The following is a 19,267-nucleotide window of genomic DNA, read 5'->3' on the forward strand; positions in this document are numbered from 1 at the left end:
GATTTTACTGGACTTGATGTGTAATCAGTGGGTGAAAACAGCAAATGAAAACCTCTGTATTGCCTTGCATGTAAATCTTCCACAGGAATTTTATCCAAAAGGTAAATCCGTCTTGGATTTGTAGGCTTATAAGTTAAGCTTTTCACTCCAATTCAAATTAATAAACGAAACAAATAGTGGAGTCATTTCAATTTATTGGTAGACTTTAATCAATGAAAATTAGGAGTTTCATTTATCAGAGTCAATTCTCCCTTGGTAGCCTAACCATTGAGTCTGATTTTCTGAGGCAGTGCAAACAATAGCTTTCTTTGGGAGGCATCAGGCAAGCTTGCTGATTTCAGAACCAATGGTAGGCAACTGGTAGTCTTGGTTGGACTAATAGGTGCTTCAAAATGCAAATTACAAATAAGATACATTTCCGAAATTTACGCGGTGACCTCTTTGGGGGTGTCACCGCTGCTGTGATTGCGTTACCCATGGCCCTAGCCTTTGGTGTTGCCTCAGGTGCTGGTGCGGCATCAGGTTTATGGGGGGCTGTATTAGTAGGTTTTTTTGCGGCTTTATTTGGTGGTACACCCACGCTGATTTCTGAGCCCACTGGCCCTATGACAGTTGTTATGACAGCTGTGATTGCCCATCTAGTGGCTGCTGATCCTGACAACGGTATGGCGATGGCCTTTACCGTCGTCATGATGGCCGGCGTATTCCAAATTATTTTTGGCGCTTTGCGGCTTGGTAAATATGTCACGATGATGCCTTACACAGTGATATCGGGCTTTATGTCTGGTATCGGCATCATTCTGGTGATTTTGCAGCTAGCGCCATTTTTGGGCCAAGCGAGTCCTAGTGGCGGTGTTGTCGGTACGCTACAGGCGATTCCGGAACTGTTAGTCAATATTCAACCGGAAGAGACAATGCTGGCGGCTGTCTCTGTTGCCATTATTTTGTTCATGCCTGCTCGCCTTAAACGGTTGGTCCCCCCTCAACTAGTTGCATTAATAGGTGGCACAATTCTCTCATTAGTCTTATTTCCTGACTTAGACATTCGTCGCATTGGCGAGATTCCTATGGGTTTCCCGCAAATGCAGGTGCCTACCTTCAGTGCTGATCAGCTGCAACTCATGTTTGTTGATGCAGCTGTGCTTGGTATGTTGGGCTGTATTGATGCACTTTTGACTTCTGTCGTTGCTGATAGTCTTACTCGGACTGACCACAACTCTAATAAGGAATTGATTGGTCAAGGTATCGGGAACCTGATGTCGGGACTGTTCGGTGGTATTGCTGGTGCAGGGGCTACCATGGGAACCGTTGTGAATATCCAAACGGGTGGTCGTACAGCCCTTTCTGGCTTGACTCGTGCGTTTGTTCTGCTGGTTGTTATTCTGGGGGCTGCTAATTTAGCTGCAACAATTCCCCTGGCGGTGCTTGCAGGTATTGCTCTCAAAGTCGGTATTGACATTATTGACTGGGGTTTTCTCAAACGAGCGCATCAAATTTCTGTCAAAGGTGCGCTGATTATGTATGGCGTTATTCTGCTGACGGTTTTGGTGGACTTGATTGCAGCTGTTGGTATTGGCGTGTTTGTTGCCAATATTCTCACTATTGATCGCATGAGTCAGCTCCGTTCTGAATCAGTTCGAGCAATTACTGATGCGGATGATGCGATTCGGTTAAATTCTGAGGAAAAACGTTGGTTAGATGAGGGCAATGGTCGCGTGCTGTTATTCCAGCTCAGTGGCCCTATGATCTTTGGGGTTGCAAAAGCGATTTCCCGAGAACATAACGCCATTGGTGAGTATGATGCAGTTGTCTTTGATGTAAACGATGTGCCTCATTTAGGCGTTACAGCATCTCTAGCCTTAGAAAGTGCTATCGAAGAAGCTGTTGAAAAGGGTCGCTCTGTTTATATTGTAGGGGCTGCTGGCCAAACTAAGCGTCGTTTAGCGTCACTGAAGGTTTTTAATCTAATGCCTGCTAACAATCTGTATACAGATCGTACTGAAGCTTTAAGACAAGCTGTTCTTCAAATCTATCCAACGTCCCCAGAAGTGACTGTGTCTGTGGACGCCTCTTCCAAAACCTGAAACCAAATCATATAAGGGCTATGCAACCTGTTTTGTGGCTGTTACTTGCTCTCGGCATGACTGCTTTAGGTTACCGCTTACGCCATCGTGATGAAGTTTATGCGCTCGCGCTCTATATCGTTGCCTTGCTGAGTGGGCTTTGGGGATTTTCCTTAGTGCCTAGTACGGTGCAACTGACAATGGGGGCTATTGCCATTGGTTGGTTACAAATGAGTAGTCGGCGTAATTAGAGGCTTGTTGTCGGCGAGTAATCCAGCTGTGTTGCTGGGTATTGAATTCAAGCTTTTGGTGAATACCCAGCAACCAACACCTTCAACTTACTATTTTTGCTATTTATCTTGGGAGAGTGCATATTTTTCATACTGAATTTAAGACAAAAACACTTTAAAACTATGAAGCAAAGAGGATTTACTCATGTTGTTCAATAACGTGTCAGCGTTATCCCTGGATCAGTTGATAGACACGTGGCCATCAACCCCATGGACATTTGCAGAAGTCTTGCCAGCTGAGTTCAGCCCTTTTATTTTGATGGGTGTGCTGCTGAGTTTGATAACAGTCTATGCCACTAGTAAGATTGGTGGTGAGCTATCAAAGCGCCTTGATTTACCTCCCGTATTAGGTGAATTAGTAGGGGGTGTTGTTGTTGGTATCTCTGCTCTACATCTGTTGATGTTTCCTGAAAACACCGCAACGATTACAGATTCATTGATTGCTCAATTAGTGCAATGGATGGGGCATCTGGATGCGGATGCAGCAATGCGTGTCTTTGAGGGGCAGAGTGAAGTAATCTCAGTATTGGCAGAATTAGGTGTTATCGTTCTGCTATTTGAAATTGGCTTAGAGTCTGACTTACGTGAATTGAGTAAGGTCGGCTTTCAAGCTGCTGTGGTAGCTGTTGTCGGGGTAGTTGTTCCTTTTACCTTAGGCACCGTAGGCTTGGTATCGATTTTCCATGTTCCTGTTATTCCTGCCATTTTTGCGGGAGCAGCGCTAACTGCGACTAGCATTGGTATTACCTCTAAGGTTTTATCGGAGTTAGGCCACTTAAAGTCTAAAGAAGGTCAAATTATTGTTGGAGCTGCTGTCATTGATGATGTTTTAGGCATTATCGTCTTAGCGGTTGTGGCTAGTTTGGCTAAGACAGGTGAGGTAGATCTGCTAAATGTGGTTTATCTCATCATCAGTGCCAGTGGCTTTTTGCTAGGAGCTATTCTCCTCGGTAAGTTTTTCAATACAGGATTTGTTGCGATTGCTGATAAGTTGCAAACTCGTGGTGCATTGCTGATCCCTGCGTTTACGTTTGCTTTGGTAATGTCTTGTTTTGCTAGCGCTATACATCTAGAAGCCATCTTAGGTGCATTCGCAGCAGGTCTTGTGCTAGATGAAACTGACAAGCGCAAAGAACTCGATCAGCAAATTATGCCGATTGCCGATATCCTGGTACCAATCTTTTTTGTTACTGTAGGTGCGAAAGCAGACCTGGGAGTTTTGAATCCTATGGTTGCTGAAAATCGGGCTGGTTTAATTATTGCCGCTTTCTTAATTGCGGTAGCTGTGGTAGGTAAGTTAGTCACCGGTTGGGCTGTGTTTGGTCAGCCTGGAATTAACCGTATGGCCATTGGTGTTGGCATGATTCCTCGTGGTGAAGTGGGTCTTGTCTTTGCTGGAATTGGATCTGCTAGCGGGGTATTGGATCGACCTTTGGAAGCGGCGATTATCGTGATGGTAATCCTGACCACATTCTTAGCGCCTCCACTACTTCAGCTGACGCTGAAAGGATCTAATGTGGAGATGTCGTCTAGTGACGTGTTGCCAGCGACAGATTAAAGTCGCTAGTCCAATCCTCTGTTGCCGGGGACAGATTAAATATCCTGCCACTTCTGTTGTGCTCAATTGAAGTGACAGGATATTCCTCATAATCTGAATCAACCAGCTGTTTGTTTGATATTTAAATCAATGATTGCTGTACTCGAAGCCTGTATTTTTGCCACAGTCATGGGTGGTTTCTTTGGAATTATTTTGAAGAAAAACCTCATGATGAAAATTCTCTCTATGGATGTGATGAGCACTGGTGTCATTTCCTGTTATGTGCTTGTGGCATCGCATCGCGGTTTGTTTACGCCCATCTTAGGATCTGGGGCTGGGATCGAATTGGGAGCAGACTCTGGGGCCTATGCGGATCCGGTGCCTCAAGCTGTGATTTTGACGGCTATTGTGATTGGCTTTTCGATTCAAGCATTGATGCTGGTCGGGGTGATGAAGCTGTCACGGGATAACCCGACTCTGGAGATTTCCGAGATTGAAAAGAGTAATACGCCATGATGATTTTAACGATTGCTTGGATTGCATTACCGCTCTTAATTGGATTTAGCATCTATCTTTTGCCCAAGTTAGATCGTTATCTGGCCATGGGTGTTGCGCTGGTTTCAATAGGCTATGGTTTGGCCTTATTCCAAATGCCAGATGCCCTCGATATAAGTCTATTAGACAACTTTGGTGTAACTCTTTTAGCGGATTCACTGAGTGGTTACTTTATTTTAGGAAATGCCCTGGTAACAGTTGCGGTGCTGCTCTATTGTTGGGAGCAAGAGAAATCGGCTTTCTTTTTTACGCAGATGATAATTTTGCACGGTAGTGTCAATGCCGTTTTCATCTGTGCTGATTTCATTAGTTTGTATGTAGCCTTAGAAGTCGTTGGTATTGCTGCTTTTTTGCTGATTGCCTATCCACGAACGGATCGTTCTATTTGGGTGGGCTTGCGCTACTTATTTGTCAGCAATACGGCCATGCTGTTTTATCTAATTGGAGCAGTGCTAGTGTATCAGGCGAATGGATCGTTTGCCTACACAGGTTTACAGACGTCTCCTGCAGATGCGATCGCACTTATCATGTTGGGCCTTTTAACTAAGGGCGGCATGTTTGTATCGGGTTTATGGCTGCCGTTAACCCATTCCGAAGCCGCAACACCTGTCTCAGCAATACTATCTGGTGTAGTGGTCAATACAGGTGTTTATCCCTTGGCACGGTGTGCGCTGTTAGTTGATGATATTCAGCCGATTCTTCAATTATTTAGTATAGCCACAGCGCTTTTCGGTGTGGGCTACGCAATCTTTGAAAAAGACACAAAGCGAATGCTGGCATCCAGCACGATTTCTCAGCTAGGATTTGTTGTGGCTGCGCCAGCGGCATCAGGTTTTTATGCACTAAGTCATGGTTTAGCCAAGGCATTGCTTTTTTTAGTCGCAGGCAATTTACAAAGTCGCAGTTTTCAAGAATTGCGTCAGATGCCTATACAGTTTCCTGTGTGGGGTGTACTGACAGCCGCTAGTCTGTCTATTTCAGGTTTTCCGTTAATGGCTGGTTTCGGTGCTAAAGCGCTCACCTTAAAATTAATGGCACCTTGGCAATCCACAGTACTTACCCTTGCAGCCATTGGTACAGCAGTTGCATTTGCCCGATTTATCTTTTTACCATTTGAAAAACTCGCCATCTCAGATAAGAAACCGTCCCGTGGATTTTGGTCAGCGACGATAGTGTTGTTGGGCGGCCTTATTGCAGCCAATAGTTTCTTTTTAGGGGGGTATACACTTCCTAATATTGTCAAAGCATTGCTGGTCATTATTGCAGGCTGGTTGATTTACTTCATAGGTGTTAGAAGACTTAAGTTTGAACTGCCCCGTGCTGCTGAACAATTTGAACATTTGATTGGTGCAATGAGCCTGATTTTAGTGTTGCTGTTTAGTATGGTGTTGGTGTAATGAGTATTCCAGATTTATTACTGCGACTGACGATTTGGTTTTTACTCACAGCTGATTTAAGTCCAGCAAACATTGCGATTGGACTCTTTGTTGCCTGGTTCATTCCTCACCGGTATACTGTTCCCGCTTCTTGGAAGCGCTGGTTAAAAGAGTTGTTGCGAGTCTGCTGGGAAATTGTCTTAGCTATTCCCAAGGCTTATTTTGAAGCGTTTGAGATTATATTGCGTCCCCATGCAAAGGAGGTAATAACGCGAGAGCGTGTACGCCCTTTTCGAACACCTGGCTTGATTTTTCTCGATATCTTTTTAATCACGTTTACACCTAAAACAATTGTCCTTAAATGTCGTGAGGATGGCTGGTATGAGGTCCATCAAGTTGAGCGGAGGAAACGCCCATGAACGGTATTTTATTAGCCATGATCGGTGCTTTGTTGATACCAATCTATGAAGCTTGGCAAGATGACGATATCTGGCAAAAAATGTTGGCATTTGCCAGCATTGCCACCAAAACATCAGTCATGATTCTGATGCTTTCTATCCTACGTGATGACTGGATGATTGGTGTTGTTGGAGTCCTAATTTTAAGTGTTGGCAATGCTGCATTAATGTTGTTAGCTCATGTGCTGAGACGGGTGAATGAATCATGATAGATACTGTTATTAATGTCATCAGCTATAGCTGTATTGTAATTGGTCTAATCTTTTGGTTTTGGGGCACATTACCGTTGCTGGGGCATCGCTCCGTCCTCTTTAAACTACATAGTTTGTCTGTTTCTGACACCCTTGGTTCAATGAGCATTATTGTGGGTCTCTTGCTCAAAATTCCGAGAGAATGGCCCTTGCTTTTGCTAGCACTGATTTCTCTGTCTCTTTGGAATACGGTGTTGGGTTATGTTCTGGCTTACTGCTCAAATGAGGGACGTTATGACTGAAGATATTTATACGGTTGCAATACTTCTCCTGCTACCCATGACAGCCAGTATGTTGGTGTCACAAGTAAATCCATACAATGCGCTAGTGATTCGTGGCATCCTTGGTGCTGTTGCAGCCTTAGTCTATGCAATGTTTGGTGCGGCTGATGTTGCTCTGACCGAGGCTTTGGTTGGCACAATGTTATCAATTACCCTCTATGCAGTAGCGGTACGCTCCTCGATGAGTATGCGGCTAGGGGTGGTTGAAACCGCGAGTAGTGAATGTCCAGGCTATGAGGCCTTGTTATCTTCTTTACGCACTCATCTTCAAGAAAAGCATCTGAGATTGGAAGTGATTCCATTCACTCAGACTTCTACCCTGCAGACAGCATTAGCCAATAAAGAAATTCATGCGGTTTTCATGGTGCCAAATTCCGAGAACTCTGATCAGCTAACGGCTCCTACTGGTGACTTGCAAATTCGTGTGCGTCGTCTATATGAGATCTTGCAGGCTAAATTGTCTCATGAGTTAGTGAACCTCAGATTTGCTGATGTAGAAACCGCTAATTTATCCAGAGGGAAAGGACTATGAAGTGGATTTATGTGATTGCTGGAGTTGCTCTCTACATTAAGATGCTGGTTTTTCCTAATCCATCTACTGATATGGCTGAGGTTTCTATTGTTGACGTGATCGTGCAAGATACGGGTGTGTCGAATGCGGTGTCAGGCATTATTTTTAGAAACCGCCTCTATGACACCATTTTTGAAGTTGTTGTTTTTACCCTAGCAATTATGGGGGCACGCTTTTTGCTTGCTAATGAACAGCCTTCCTGCACGATTTACCAATTTACCGATCACCCATCTGTAGTATTGGCACGGTTAGGCGCAACGATTGCAGCCTTAGTGGGTATTGAGTTGGCAATTCGGGGGCATTTGAGCCCCGGTGGCGGTTTTGCTGCTGGTGTTGCGGGCGGTACAGCGATTGGCCTTGTGGCGATTACCTCGTCACCAAAATGGATGGAGGATATTTATCAACGTTGGGGGGCTGCTATTTGGGAAAAGATAGCAGTGCTGGTTTTTATTGTTTTAGCAGTGCTTTCGTTAGTCGGCATTGCTTTACCCAACGGCCAAGTCGGCACGTTAGTCAGTGGTGGCTGGATTCCACTGCTCAATATTTTAGTGGCGGTTAAAGTAGCTTTGGGATCTTGGGCGGCTATTCTGACATTTATTCGTTATCGAGGATTGTTGTAGCTGGTGATGCTACGTCTTAAGTTTGAGTGATAGAACTGCTTGCCATACAAGTTATCGCTTAGTCCTAGATACATCCATGCCTCTCAAACCGCAGTTCAAGAGGCATGGAGTTGGAATGAATTGGAGACAGTGAATGTAGATTCACTATGAGTACCAGCTCTACAGCTGATACGAGAGGGTTAACCCTCTAAGCTTCGACTTGAGAATGCGTCATAGCTATAGGCAGGAGTACGAGTGCTGAAGCTAGTCTCACGTCCAGTGATAGTTTGAGATAGGGCGTCGAAGGAATCAGAACGCCAGTTACGCTCATGAATGGGTTTAGATTGCTCGCCTAGGAAGTATGCTTGAGAGCCAATCAGTACAGCGGCTAGCCAACCTACGATCAAAAGTGCCAATACGATAGCCATATTTAATCTCCTATTTAAAGTGCTGATGATATTGCGATGTAGGGCAACACCAGCCGGTCAATAAGTGCAAGCGTTGTCTTATGTAATTAACAGTAACGAAAATTATTAAGAAACGTCAACTGCGATTGACTAAATTGTTGGTGTGGCTATCAACAATTTGCTTTATGACTATCACCCTTGATGCCAACGTTGTGTGCTCTAAGTAGAGACACTGAGTGTGGGGAGTAGAGTGCATTTTAAGTTACACGCTGTTTGATCAATTCAAACAGTGCTCTCATGCCCATGGCGTCCCCTCCCTCAGGGCGTCCGGGCAAGCTCCGGAGGTTGTAACCCATAAAATCTACATGGATCCAGGAGATGTCTGGCTGAACGAATTCTTGTAAAAAGAGAGCTGCTGTAATGGAACCACCATAGGAGCCGCTGGCAATATTATTCATGTCAGCTACTGGACTATCTAGCATGGAGCGATAGGCCGTATGTAAAGGCAGATTCCAGAGTGGGTCGTCTATATTTAGACCTGCATCAAGTAATGTTTTAGTGACCCCATTGTCGTTGCAGAAAAAGGCTGGCAGTTCAGTGCCAAGGGCAACACGGGCAGCACCGGTAAGGGTGGCACAGTCAATCAGTAAGTCTGGGTCTTCGCTGCTAGCTTCCCATAAGGCATCGGCTAATATTAAGCGTCCTTCAGCATCTGTATTGCCTACTTCGATGGTTGTTCCTTTGCGGGATGTCAAAATATCTAAGGGGCGTAGGGCATTGCCCGCAATGCTATTTTCAACGGCTGCCACCAATACTCTGAGGTTGACCGGTAAGCCGATTTCCATAATCATCTGTGCTATCCCTAGCACCTGGGCTGCTCCCCCCATGTCTTTTTTCATGAGGCGCATGCCAGTGGCGGATTTAACGTCTAAGCCGCCACTGTCAAAGCAAACTCCTTTGCCTACCAGGGTGACTTTGGGGGCGTCTGGATTGCCCCAGCGCAGATCAATCAGGCGAGGCGCACGGGTGCTGGCTTTTCCAACGGCATAGATCATCGGGTAATTTTCGATGACTAAATCGCCACCTGCAATGACTTCCACTTTGGCTTCGTAGCGCTCAGCTAAGCTGCGGGTTGTTTCCTCAAGCTGATCAGGCCCCATATTGTTGGAGGGTGTGGTGATCAGATCGCGTACTAGATAGGTGGCTTCTGTGGCGGCTTTAACGTAGGTTACATCTACATGATCAGGGGGGTGTAGTTTTGCAAGAATGCTGGTTTTGGTCAGTTTGTAGCGATCAAAGCTATAGCTGCCCAACTGCCAACCCAAATACAGTTTGGTCGCGTTAGCGATAGCTAACGCATTGCCCAAGGTGTATGTCCCTGCTGGCAATGTTTTGGGTAGACTTGCCAGGGTCCAGGTATCTATGGTGTCGGGACGCCCCACTAAGACTTTGCCAATTTTGCCAGTGGCATCGGGAATTAAGCATACTTTGCCAGTTTGACCAGAAAATCCGGCTGCCTGGCACCAGGCAGCACTATCAGGATGATCGGTCTGGAGCTCCTCTTCATTGACTAGGTAAATTGCGATCGCATCTGCCAAGGGGGAACCTCCACACGTTCAAACATAGTTATTCAGACGAGTTTAGTTTGCCTTATGGCTACTAGCAACGGTGTAGCACCTGAGCTTTATTTCAAGAAATACACCTTAAAATTATTTGTCTTCATGGCCACTCAAATAAAGCTGGCTTTTCTTCGACGCTCTGACGAACACAGCAACTTTCCAGATGATCGTTCACGGAACCCATGGCCTGCATAAAGGCATAGACGGTAGTTGGTCCAATAAATAACTAGCCCCGGTTCTTTTAAACCTTGCTTAACGCTAGAGATTCTGGCGTTTTATTCAGCTGGAGATAGAGTTGCGTAGTCACACTCAAGCGGGCGTTGAGTGGGCTCATATTGCCAAAAGTTACGCGGCTAGTGAACCCCATTCATCAACACCAATAATGAGGCCCTCAATCATATACGCCTAAGGTTGAACTACGTATTCTCCATCAATGGAGTCAACTCTCCCTTGGTTCGCTAACGTTTGATAAATCATCGCTGCAACTTCGGCACGGGTAGCAGGCTGATTGGGATTGAGCATATCCAAGTTGGGGTAGTTAACGACAATATTGGCTTGGGTAGCCGCCGCCATTTTGTCAATTGCCCAACTAGGGATCTCTGCGGCATCGCTGTAGAGATTAACTATGGTTTGAGTGTCTGTGGGGATAGTGCTATTCAGCCCTGTAACTAAGGCCGTGAGGACCTGGGCACGGGGTACCGGTAGTGTAGGTTGGAAGCTTTCATCAGGGAAACCACTCATAAAGCCACCTTTTACGGCTTTGTCGATGGCTTCGGTTGCCCAATAGCCTTCCTCAACATCCAAGAATGCGATCGCGGCCTCTTGATCTTCTAGGGGAAATGCTTGAGCAATTGCACTCGCTAACTGTGCCCGTGTCACTGGTTGCTCAGGAGCAAACGTACCCTCAGAAATACCATCCAAGACCAATCGCTCACTGAGAGCATCAATGTAGGGCTTAGCCCAATAATCGTCAGGCACATCCTGAAATTGAAGCGCCTCACGGCTTGACTCCAAAGGCTCCTGGTTCGTTGGGGCAGCAGCCGTATCCGTTTGTGCAGGCTGCGCCGATTGTTGAGGCAGCTCCGTTGAGGCAGATGTCTGAATGTCAGAACGCGACGGTACCGTTGTTGTCTGACTAGTAACCCTATTGTTCAGAGAGGGACCCTTCAGAAAGGGATCCTCAGCTGCTCTTTCTAGCGCCTGATTGCTATTCCTAAGGACGCCAGCACTACCTGAACCAATATCCTCTACAGTGCCAAAGCCAATACCATCTCCATCAGTTTCAGCTTCCAGGCTACTATCAGTGTCTTCAGCTCGACCCAGTCGCTCTCCTGCGTCGAACGCACCCGCTACAGAAGGTGCACTATCGGCATTAAAGAGTCCCGCTTGCCCCAACAAGTTCACCCCGGATCGGGTCAACCCCCAAAATAATACGCTGCCCAAGGTTAGAAATGCTACAAATAAAGCAATCAGTTCATCATAGTCAACTGAGCGACGACGATTATTATCAGTACCTGGGTCAGACGGAATTTGTGACACAGCAGACTCCTAATCCCTTAATAGAGGATTAATCAAAATATATTCCCGATATAAAGATAAATCAGAAAAGGATCGACTTAAGCGTTATTACTTACATTTCTAAATTATTCTTTCTATTAAGCTTTTGCGTAAGTGGTTATTTCTTGACAGTGAGCTACCATAGCTTGCTACTTTCTTGACTGATGATTTTACGATTTAGAAAGTCCAAATTAAAATCTACAGTGGGTCGTGCCAAGCGTTTACTGGTCATCGCTTTACCTGCTCTTGGTATGAGTGGCTGTGTAATGATGACTGGGCAAATCTCCACATTGCGCCCTGTGTCCGCCTTGGTGACTCACATCATGGCTAGAGCTACGGCGGTTGGCGCTCTGATTAGTAAGGTTCATCAACGCTTGGATATCCTACAGCCGTTAGAAAAAGAAGCCGTATCCATTGGCGGTTTAGGCCCAGTAAGACTGGGAATGTCTATTCAAGAGGCAGCCAATGCTGCCCAGGTTAGTTTTGTCGTGGCTCCGATGACCCAGTCAGAATTGTGCCAGTACTACTTACCAGAAGTTTATGATCCTGAAAAGGCAACCCGTGTCGCGTCGATTGATGGCATTGGCCTCATGGTGGTGAATGATCAAGTAATTCGAATTGATATTTGGTCGGAGAGTCCAATTAAAACCCTGAGTGGTCTTGGCATTGGTTCCACCATTGAAGAGATTGATGCCGTTTATGACGGACAGATAGACGTGACGCCCCATCCATACACCGACGGCAGTTATGTCACACTAACCTCGGAGGCTGCTGGCAGTAACCTGTATAGCCTCGTCTTTGAAACCGATAAAGAAGGCCGAGTCACCCAGTTTCGCACTGGACAATTCCCTGCCGTCACATGGGCTGAAGGCTGTTCTTAAGCACATCATTATGGCTAATCTTGATAGACTCAGGGGGCAACAGTTCTTTGTTTCCCTGACCTATGGTGAATCGTCTTGCCCAAAGTCAAAGTCTCTACTTGCGTAAACACGCCGAAAATCCAATTGACTGGTGGCCTTGGTGTGATGACGCATTAGAGGCAGCAAGACGTGACAATAAGCCAATTTTTCTGTCGGTGGGCTATTCTAGCTGCCATTGGTGCACGGTAATGGAAGGGGAAGCTTTTTCGGATAGTGAAATAGCTACCTATCTCAATGCCAACTTTTTGCCTATCAAGGTTGATCGTGAGGAGCGTCCCGATCTTGATAGCATTTATATGCAAGCCCTTCAGATGCTTGTAGGACAAGGAGGCTGGCCGCTCAATATTTTTCTATCTCCTGATGATTTAGTGCCCTTTTATGGAGGCACTTACTTCCCCGTTGAGCCTCGCTATGGTCGTCCTGGTTTTTTGAAACTGTTAGAGATTTTGCGCAATCTCTACGATACAGATCAGCCTAAAGTGGGTGCAGTCAAAGCTCAGATTTTAGAAACGCTACAGCAGTCAACGTTGTTGCCCGCAGACGACAACCTCAGTACAGAGTTGCTAGTCCGTGGATTGGCCACCAGTGTGAAAATCCTGCTTCCATCGGGTCAAGGCACCAGTTTTCCCATGATTCCCTATGGGCTCAGTGCTTTACGTTCTATTCGTTGGGTGGAGCCCACAGACGAGCTGAATCCTGAGGAAATTTGTCTGCGTCGAGGAGTGGATATGGCCCTTGGGGGGATATATGACCATGTAGCTGGCGGTTTCCATCGCTACACCGTCGATCCAAATTGGACGGTGCCTCATTTTGAAAAAATGCTCTATGACAATGGTTTGATCATGGAGTACTTGGCAGATTTATGGAGTCAGGGACATCAGGAACCTGCCTTTGAGAGAGCGGTTGCTGGAACTGTTCAATGGCTAAAGCGTGAGATGTGGGCGGGGTATTTCTATGCCGCCCAAGATGCCGACAGTTTTGTCACCCCTAATGACGTTGAACCTGAAGAGGGGGCGTTTTATGTGTGGCGTGAGACCGAGCTGCGAGAACTTTTAACAGATGCGGAATTTGCTGACCTGAACGCCGACTTTTTTATTTCGGCTGAAGGCAATTTTGAGGGTAATATCGTGCTCCAACGGCAGCAGCCTGGAGCGCTTAAGCCAGGGACAGAGTCTGCCTTGCAAAAACTGTTTGCTGTGCGCTACGGTCAACCTGCCTTGGCAACCTTTGCACCAGCAATCGATGCTCATGCTGCCAAAAACTCGGCGTGGCCAGGTCGCATTCCCCCTGTCACTGATACCAAAATGATCGTCGCATGGAATAGCCTGATGATTTCTGGTTTAGCTCGTGCGGCGGCTGTCTTTAACCAGATGGAGTATCTAGATTTAGCGGTTGAAGCAGCTCAGTTTATTTTAGAAAACCAATGGATAAATGGACGCTTTCATCGGTTGAATTACGATGGGGCCCCTGCTGTATTAGCTCAGGCCGAAGACTATGCCTTATTTATCAAGGCTCTGTTGGATATTCAGCAAGCTAGTCTTGGGTTGTCGAAGGGTATAGCAGCAGACTGGTTAGCCCATGCCAAGAACATTCAAGCTGAGTTTGACCAATGGCTTTGGAGTGATGTAGCCAATGGGTATTACAACACGGCTAGCGATGTCAGTGAGAGTTTATTGATCAGAGAACGAAGCTATCAAGATAATGCAACGCCAGCAGCTAATGGTGTGGCTATTGCCAGCCTGATACGATTATTCTTACTCACTGAAGATTTAACCTATTTAGATCATGCTGAAAAGGCTCTAAAGTCTTTTAGCATCGTTATGGAGCAGGCGACTAGGGCTTGTCCAACCCTGTTTCAGGCCCTCGACTGGTATCGTCATCACACCCTGGTCAGAACGCATGCAGAGAATGTCACTAAACTATCGCGTAGTTACTTACCTACCGTTGTTTTAGTGCATCAAAATTTATCGGATGGAGAGGCCGGGTTAGTATGTCGCGGTCTGTCATGTCGTAAGTCAGCAATGAGTGTTGAAGAAATGATGGAGCAGATTGTTATGAGTCAGCAAAGGGACAAAATTCGCTAGAGAGAACTATCTGCTGACTAAGGGAAGAAGTGCTTTATTGCTGGATGGGCTGCGATCGCAAACAAATTCCATCTTGAACTAGGGTATGCACCTGCCAGGTAGCATCTGTTTCAGGATAATCACTGCGGTAATGCCCACCGCGACTTTCAGTGCGAAACAGGGCGCTTTCAAGCACTAATTTGGCCACGGTTAATAGATTGCGAGTTTCTGCCCAAAGACGGAGTATTGTGAAATCTAGCGTTGCAGGGAGCGTATGATTTTTCTGTTCGTTCACCCTGTTTACTATCTGTGTCAGCGGTAATGCGTCGAACTCGGTTTTCCATTGTTCTAGCTGATCCAGTGCCGCATTCATTTGGTTGGCTTCACGGGCAATGCCTGCACTTTGCCACACCAATTGCCCAATGGCTGTTCGATGTTGCTGGAGCCAACTAGCAACCTCATCTAAATCCGGGGGCGTGGTTAATTCATCACTAGCAGCACTATCGCTTTGAGATAAATCTGCTAGTGGTTGTGGTGTAATGTCCTTCAGCTGTGCTCCAAATACCAAACATTCCAGTAATGAATTACTAGCTAATCGATTAGCACCATGTACACCCGTGCTGGCATTTTCACCAACGGCATAGAGGCGAGGTATGGTCGTTTGACTACCAAGGTTAGTGATTATTCCGCCCATCCAGTAGTGGGCTGCAGGTGAGACGGGAATCGGCGTTTCAAAGACGTTAATACCTGCCCATTTTTGACATTTGCGAATGATATTGGGAAACCGATGGTTCACTCGCTCTGGGGCAATCACCCTCAGATCCAGATACACCACAGACTCATCTGGATGTCTCTGAAGATGATTAAAAATAGCTCGACTGACCACATCTCTGGGGGCTAATTCGCCGTCAGGATGATAGTCAAAGGCAAACCGACGGCCATGAATATCAATCAAATGTGCGCCTTCTCCCCTGACAGCCTCACTAATGAGAAAGCGAGGAGCCCCTGCTTGGGTTAAGGCTGTGGGATGAAATTGCATAAATTCCAAATCCCGTAGGGTGGCTCCCGCTCGCCAGGCCATGGCCACACCATCCCCTGTGCTGGCAGTGGGATTGGTCGTTTGTGAATAGATTTGGCCACCGCCACCTGTGGCTAGAACGACGGCGTTAGCCTTTACCAACTTTAGTTGTTGACTGTGGACCAGCTGTACACCAAGGCATTCTCCCTGATGCATCCATAGGTCTAATGCTAGGGCTTGGTTAAAGACGTGGATATTTGGGCGTTGGAGTACTTGATCTGCCAGTGTGGTGACTACGGCTCGTCCAGTGGTATCGGCGGCATGTAACACTCGACGCCGAGAATGGGCCGCCTCTAGGGTCATTGCTAGCTGCTCGCCTTTGCGATCAAATGCCACACCCATTTGGGTCAGGTGCTGAATACATTCCCCTGCCTGTCTAACTAGCACGTCTACGGCTTGGCGCTCGCATAGACCAACGCCAGCTTTGAGAGTATCGGCAATGTGGAGTTCTGGGGCATCGTCAGGTGCGATCGCAGCGGCAATTCCTCCCTGTGCCCAGTCGCTGGCGGAGATAGACAGCGTATCTTTTGTGATTAAGCCTACTTGGAGCGTTGCGGGTAAACAAAGGGCTGAATACAGGCCAGCAGCTCCACCACCGACGACTAAAACATCAAACTGTGATGGCAACGCAGCATAGGACGAAGAGGAGTGCACCAATAAAAATTGCTCCTGACAGAGGGATTAAACCACTCTATCAAGAGCAATGATAGATAAAGACAATACCAGGGAATTGAAATTTTGAGATTTACCCAATATTCAAGTCTGGGAATGCTTGCTTACTTGTAAGCACCATTGTTGTAACGGTCGTCACCTTCCACTAGCGCAGGGTTAGGTGGAGAGATAGTAAATATGTCCATGTTCTCTTGAATCCGTGATTTCTCAACATCACTAAGTCCAGGGATTTCTAAGATATCCTCCAGGTTCTCGTAGGGAGCATTCCGAATGATTTTGCCTGCAATCGTCGGAAATAGGCCCCGATACTTCCTAAACGCTGCAACGTTAGTGTTATTCACATCAAGCTTATAGCCATACTCTGTAGCCAGCTTGTCATCCACTGCGTTGCGAGGTAAGTTAGCTTCTGCCAGAAACACCGTACCGCCATTCAACATATTGGCTACTGCGGGCTGAGCATCGCTCACCAAAGTACCAAATACCAGTCCAAGCGCCATTAATAGGCCAAAGAATTGTTTCATCTCTCCGCCGGATTTATTTAAATCTCATACACAGCATTAATGAGCAGCCTATCACTTTCGCTGTGCCAATGTTGAGTAATGGTGATAATCCTTTGCGGACCGTTACGCAAATGCTCACCTGAGCCCTAATTTAGGATGACTGCACAGACGAGGATTTTATTGGAACTGAGGATTTGCGATCGTAACTGATCAAAAATCTATCCAAGTCTGAAAACGTGCATGCATAGGTCGTTAACGGTTTGTCATAACCCTTTAACAAAGCTGAATAGCGCTTAAATGTTTGTTCGTTGGCTCCCAGCTTACTCAAGTACTTATAAGTTTCTGCCCCCAGCGCTACATCTAGGCCTAGCTGTTTGGTGGAGCTTTCAAAGCGGAAGGCCGCATTGACGGTGTCACCTAGGGCCGTGTAGTCAGGACGGTCTCCTGTACCTGTATTACCTACGACTGCATAGCCAGTGTTCACACCAGCTCCCACCCGTAACGGGAAAGGGAGGGGAAATTGCTTATGAAGCTGACGCGTCATCTCATTCAGTGCACTAATGGCGCGGCTGATTTTCAACATTTCCTCAGCTTCTACCGCCTGGGTGCCATGAATCCAAACGGCCATCACAGCATCACCAATGTATTTATCGACCCAACTACCGTACTCGCCAATGATGTTGCCAGCATGACGGAACCAGGTGCCGATGACTTCTGATAAAATCTTTTCATCGATCTGCCGGGTCATGACTGTGAAGTCTCGGATGTCGACCACCATGACCGAAATCAAACGACGCACGTGCAGTGTAGCGGTTGCGGTAGAGTCGTGTGAGCTCAGTGAGTTATTACTATTGGTGTTAACGGGTTCTGGTGCAGGACAATAGAATTGCAATTCAGTCTGCCCAAAGGTTAGAGCATCCCCATTCCGTAGGGTAACTGGCACACTGACTCGACGGCCATTCACAAATGAGCCATTGCGGCTACCTAAGTCGATCAAATAGAATTCTCCGCTTTCCATAAATTGCAGCATTGCATGGTTGCGGGAAATCCAGCGATCGGGCAGAACAAAATTATTATCGTCGCTGCGGCCAATAGTCCAACAACTATTACCCATCAACGATAAGTGACGTTGACCTGAGTCTGTTTTTAGGACCAGGTAAGGTCCAACTTGAGGGGTCTTTTCAGGGAATAACACTATACCTCGACGCTTCGAGTCAGCTATGTCCTATACCTTAACGCTACTGCTCCTAACAGCACTATAGCCTTTGTGCTTATTTATTATGCATTACATACACAATACTGCTGATCCTAAGGATTCATGGTCAAAGCTTCATACGTTATCTAGATCTTCAACGCTAAGGCTAATTTTTCTAAGTCCCCACCAGGTGCCTAGATTCGAATAATCTTGCTTATTTGTCAAGAAAGTCACGCCGTTTAGCGGTAAGGCTCTTGCAGACAAGCTTATGGGGCCTCTTACTTATTTATGCCAGGATTGCCGCAAGTAGGAATAGCGCATCTACCAGAATTGTGCTTAGCACTGCCCCAGCGAATGCCCACCAATGGGTTTGGTTAGATTTGAGTGCTAGGGTGCCAACACAGATAAGTGCTATGAGCAATGCCAACGCCCTGGCGACAGCAATAGGGTTTTCAATCTGTAGTAGAGCTGCCTGCAAAACATTACCTGCCTCTGTGGGTTCCACGGTCATGGCTTGTCGCCAATAGGGAATTAGATTGACCCAGTAGAAATAAAGATCCGTAATAGCAGTACCCAGTAAAGACCCTACATAAAAATAACTGCCAATCTTAAGGCGAGTCTGGCTGATTAAAATAATGACGATGGGTAACCCAATGGCTTCAACGGGTAAGTGGACATAGGGATTTTCCCTCAGCCATCCCCAGTAAAGGCTGCCAGCGAGCCATGTCCAGGAAAACCCAATTGCCAAGTCTCCCCAGAGTTTGTATGTGTGCTGACGCAGGGCATAGATCCCACCGAATAGCCAAATAAAGGTCATTAATAAGCTCACCCAAGGCTGAAACCGCACAAGGGGGGCTTGAAAAAAAACGGGCACACTGACCAAGAAAGCAGATGCTAGGAATGCAGGTAACCGATGAGCTGCATGCTCATCAGAACGTAGCGTTAGTTGTTCAGTGAGTTGGGTTTGAGGTGAAGTTTCGGATAGCAATACTTCCTGATGAATTCAATTGAATTCTGAGAGAGGTTAATTATTGTTAACATAACATGTCAATTGAGCCACTCAGGAACCGTAGCCTCGTAAATGGCGACCTAGATAATATTGCAGTATGTAAATTTTTAGGGAGAACCCAATTAAAAATTGCTGATAAGGAATTTTCAGTTCTGATTTGTCTTGCCAGCATGTACCTTAGCGAGCATTGGATATATCTTTGCTAAACTTCAGATTTTCTTTGGGTTGCTGCTTAGCTGAGGATCATGCTTCAGTCTATGAGCGGT

Annotated in this window: 20 protein-coding genes; 12 read left to right on the forward strand and 8 right to left on the reverse strand. The window is 46.4% G+C overall.

What is annotated here, in order from left to right; genetic code table 11:
* Nucleotides 1-392 precede the first annotated feature (392 nt).
* From bicA to DXZ20_RS25275, 10 genes are all read left to right on the forward strand, one after another.
* Complete coding sequence (gene bicA, locus DXZ20_RS25230) at nucleotides 393-2,084, forward strand: bicarbonate transporter BicA (protein WP_163659885.1); 1,692 nt, start codon at nucleotides 393-395, stop codon at nucleotides 2,082-2,084.
* Between the two features lie 20 nt (nucleotides 2,085-2,104).
* Nucleotides 2,105-2,314 (forward strand): hypothetical protein, encoded by a 210-nt coding sequence (locus tag DXZ20_RS25235; RefSeq protein WP_163659883.1) that lies wholly within the window; start codon nucleotides 2,105-2,107, stop codon nucleotides 2,312-2,314.
* 184 nt (nucleotides 2,315-2,498) lie between these two features.
* A complete protein-coding gene (locus DXZ20_RS25240) occupies nucleotides 2,499-3,911 on the forward strand; it encodes a cation:proton antiporter (protein WP_163659881.1) in 1,413 nt (470 codons plus the stop codon).
* 129 nt (nucleotides 3,912-4,040) lie between these two features.
* Complete coding sequence (locus DXZ20_RS25245) at nucleotides 4,041-4,406, forward strand: cation:proton antiporter subunit C (RefSeq protein ID WP_163701819.1); 366 nt, start codon at nucleotides 4,041-4,043, stop codon at nucleotides 4,404-4,406.
* The gene (locus DXZ20_RS25250) at nucleotides 4,403-5,842 is read left to right on the forward strand and encodes a cation:proton antiporter (RefSeq protein ID WP_163659877.1); all 1,440 of its coding nucleotides are present in this window, start codon (nucleotides 4,403-4,405) and stop codon (nucleotides 5,840-5,842) included. The genes DXZ20_RS25245 and DXZ20_RS25250 overlap by 4 nt, the downstream gene beginning before the upstream one ends.
* On the forward strand, nucleotides 5,842-6,240 hold the full coding sequence (locus DXZ20_RS25255) for a Na+/H+ antiporter subunit E (protein WP_163659875.1): 399 nt from the start codon (nucleotides 5,842-5,844) through the stop codon (nucleotides 6,238-6,240). Before DXZ20_RS25250 ends, DXZ20_RS25255 begins: the two co-directional genes overlap by 1 nt.
* Nucleotides 6,237-6,488, forward strand: a complete 252-nt coding sequence (locus tag DXZ20_RS25260) for a hypothetical protein (RefSeq protein WP_163659873.1) — start codon at nucleotides 6,237-6,239, stop codon at nucleotides 6,486-6,488. Before DXZ20_RS25255 ends, DXZ20_RS25260 begins: the two co-directional genes overlap by 4 nt.
* The gene (locus tag DXZ20_RS25265) at nucleotides 6,485-6,772 is read left to right on the forward strand and encodes a monovalent cation/H(+) antiporter subunit G (RefSeq protein ID WP_163659871.1); all 288 of its coding nucleotides are present in this window, start codon (nucleotides 6,485-6,487) and stop codon (nucleotides 6,770-6,772) included. The genes DXZ20_RS25260 and DXZ20_RS25265 overlap by 4 nt, the downstream gene beginning before the upstream one ends.
* Nucleotides 6,765-7,343 (forward strand): DUF4040 domain-containing protein, encoded by a 579-nt coding sequence (locus DXZ20_RS25270; RefSeq protein ID WP_163659869.1) that lies wholly within the window; start codon nucleotides 6,765-6,767, stop codon nucleotides 7,341-7,343. The genes DXZ20_RS25265 and DXZ20_RS25270 overlap by 8 nt, the downstream gene beginning before the upstream one ends.
* Nucleotides 7,340-8,002 carry a Na(+)/H(+) antiporter subunit B gene (locus DXZ20_RS25275; RefSeq protein WP_163659867.1) on the forward strand — a complete coding sequence of 221 codons (663 nt, stop codon included), beginning with the start codon at nucleotides 7,340-7,342 and terminating at the stop codon, nucleotides 8,000-8,002. Before DXZ20_RS25270 ends, DXZ20_RS25275 begins: the two co-directional genes overlap by 4 nt.
* Nucleotides 8,003-8,181: 179 nt before the next feature.
* On the opposite strand, the gene DXZ20_RS25280 is transcribed toward DXZ20_RS25275, so the two are convergent.
* The 4 genes from DXZ20_RS25280 to DXZ20_RS38585 all read right to left on the reverse strand — a co-directional run bounded on the left by DXZ20_RS25280 (nucleotide 8,182) and on the right by DXZ20_RS38585 (nucleotide 11,546).
* On the reverse strand, nucleotides 8,182-8,409 hold the full coding sequence (locus DXZ20_RS25280) for a photosystem II protein, Psb35-related (protein WP_163659858.1): 228 nt from the start codon (nucleotides 8,407-8,409) through the stop codon (nucleotides 8,182-8,184).
* 236 nt (nucleotides 8,410-8,645) lie between these two features.
* Nucleotides 8,646-9,986 carry a leucyl aminopeptidase family protein gene (locus tag DXZ20_RS25285; protein WP_163659856.1) on the reverse strand — a complete coding sequence of 447 codons (1,341 nt, stop codon included), beginning with the start codon at nucleotides 9,984-9,986 and terminating at the stop codon, nucleotides 8,646-8,648.
* A gap of 121 nt (nucleotides 9,987-10,107) precedes the next feature.
* Complete coding sequence (locus DXZ20_RS38580) at nucleotides 10,108-10,200, reverse strand: hypothetical protein (RefSeq protein WP_348918725.1); 93 nt, start codon at nucleotides 10,198-10,200, stop codon at nucleotides 10,108-10,110.
* 212 nt (nucleotides 10,201-10,412) lie between these two features.
* Nucleotides 10,413-11,546: an S-layer homology domain-containing protein gene (locus DXZ20_RS38585; protein ID WP_163701821.1), complete on the reverse strand. Its 1,134-nt coding sequence runs from the start codon at nucleotides 11,544-11,546 to the stop codon at nucleotides 10,413-10,415.
* 182 nt (nucleotides 11,547-11,728) lie between these two features.
* On the opposite strand from DXZ20_RS38585, the gene DXZ20_RS25300 reads away from it, so the two are divergent.
* Together DXZ20_RS25300 and DXZ20_RS25305 are read left to right on the forward strand one after the other, a co-directional pair.
* On the forward strand, nucleotides 11,729-12,445 hold the full coding sequence (locus DXZ20_RS25300) for a hypothetical protein (protein WP_163701823.1): 717 nt from the start codon (nucleotides 11,729-11,731) through the stop codon (nucleotides 12,443-12,445).
* A 62-nt stretch (nucleotides 12,446-12,507) separates the two neighbouring features.
* A complete protein-coding gene (locus tag DXZ20_RS25305) occupies nucleotides 12,508-14,568 on the forward strand; it encodes a thioredoxin domain-containing protein (RefSeq protein WP_163701825.1) in 2,061 nt (686 codons plus the stop codon).
* Nucleotides 14,569-14,602: 34 nt separating this feature from the next.
* On the opposite strand, the gene nadB is transcribed toward DXZ20_RS25305, so the two are convergent.
* The 4 genes from nadB to DXZ20_RS25325 form a co-directional block, all read right to left on the reverse strand.
* The gene (nadB, locus tag DXZ20_RS25310; protein WP_163703613.1) at nucleotides 14,603-16,279 is read right to left on the reverse strand and encodes an L-aspartate oxidase; all 1,677 of its coding nucleotides are present in this window, start codon (nucleotides 16,277-16,279) and stop codon (nucleotides 14,603-14,605) included.
* Between the two features lie 122 nt (nucleotides 16,280-16,401).
* A complete protein-coding gene (gene psbU / locus DXZ20_RS25315; RefSeq protein ID WP_163701827.1) occupies nucleotides 16,402-16,818 on the reverse strand; it encodes a photosystem II complex extrinsic protein PsbU in 417 nt (138 codons plus the stop codon).
* A gap of 130 nt (nucleotides 16,819-16,948) precedes the next feature.
* Nucleotides 16,949-17,911: an adenylate/guanylate cyclase domain-containing protein gene (locus DXZ20_RS25320; protein WP_250564677.1), complete on the reverse strand. Its 963-nt coding sequence runs from the start codon at nucleotides 17,909-17,911 to the stop codon at nucleotides 16,949-16,951.
* Between the two features lie 367 nt (nucleotides 17,912-18,278).
* Nucleotides 18,279-18,980 carry a DUF3120 domain-containing protein gene (locus tag DXZ20_RS25325; protein ID WP_163659844.1) on the reverse strand — a complete coding sequence of 234 codons (702 nt, stop codon included), beginning with the start codon at nucleotides 18,978-18,980 and terminating at the stop codon, nucleotides 18,279-18,281.
* Nucleotides 18,981-19,267: the final 287 nt, after the last annotated feature.

Source organism: Adonisia turfae CCMR0081, from assembly GCF_011009555.1.
Lineage (GTDB): Bacteria > Cyanobacteriota > Cyanobacteriia > Phormidesmidales > Phormidesmidaceae > Leptothoe > Leptothoe turfae.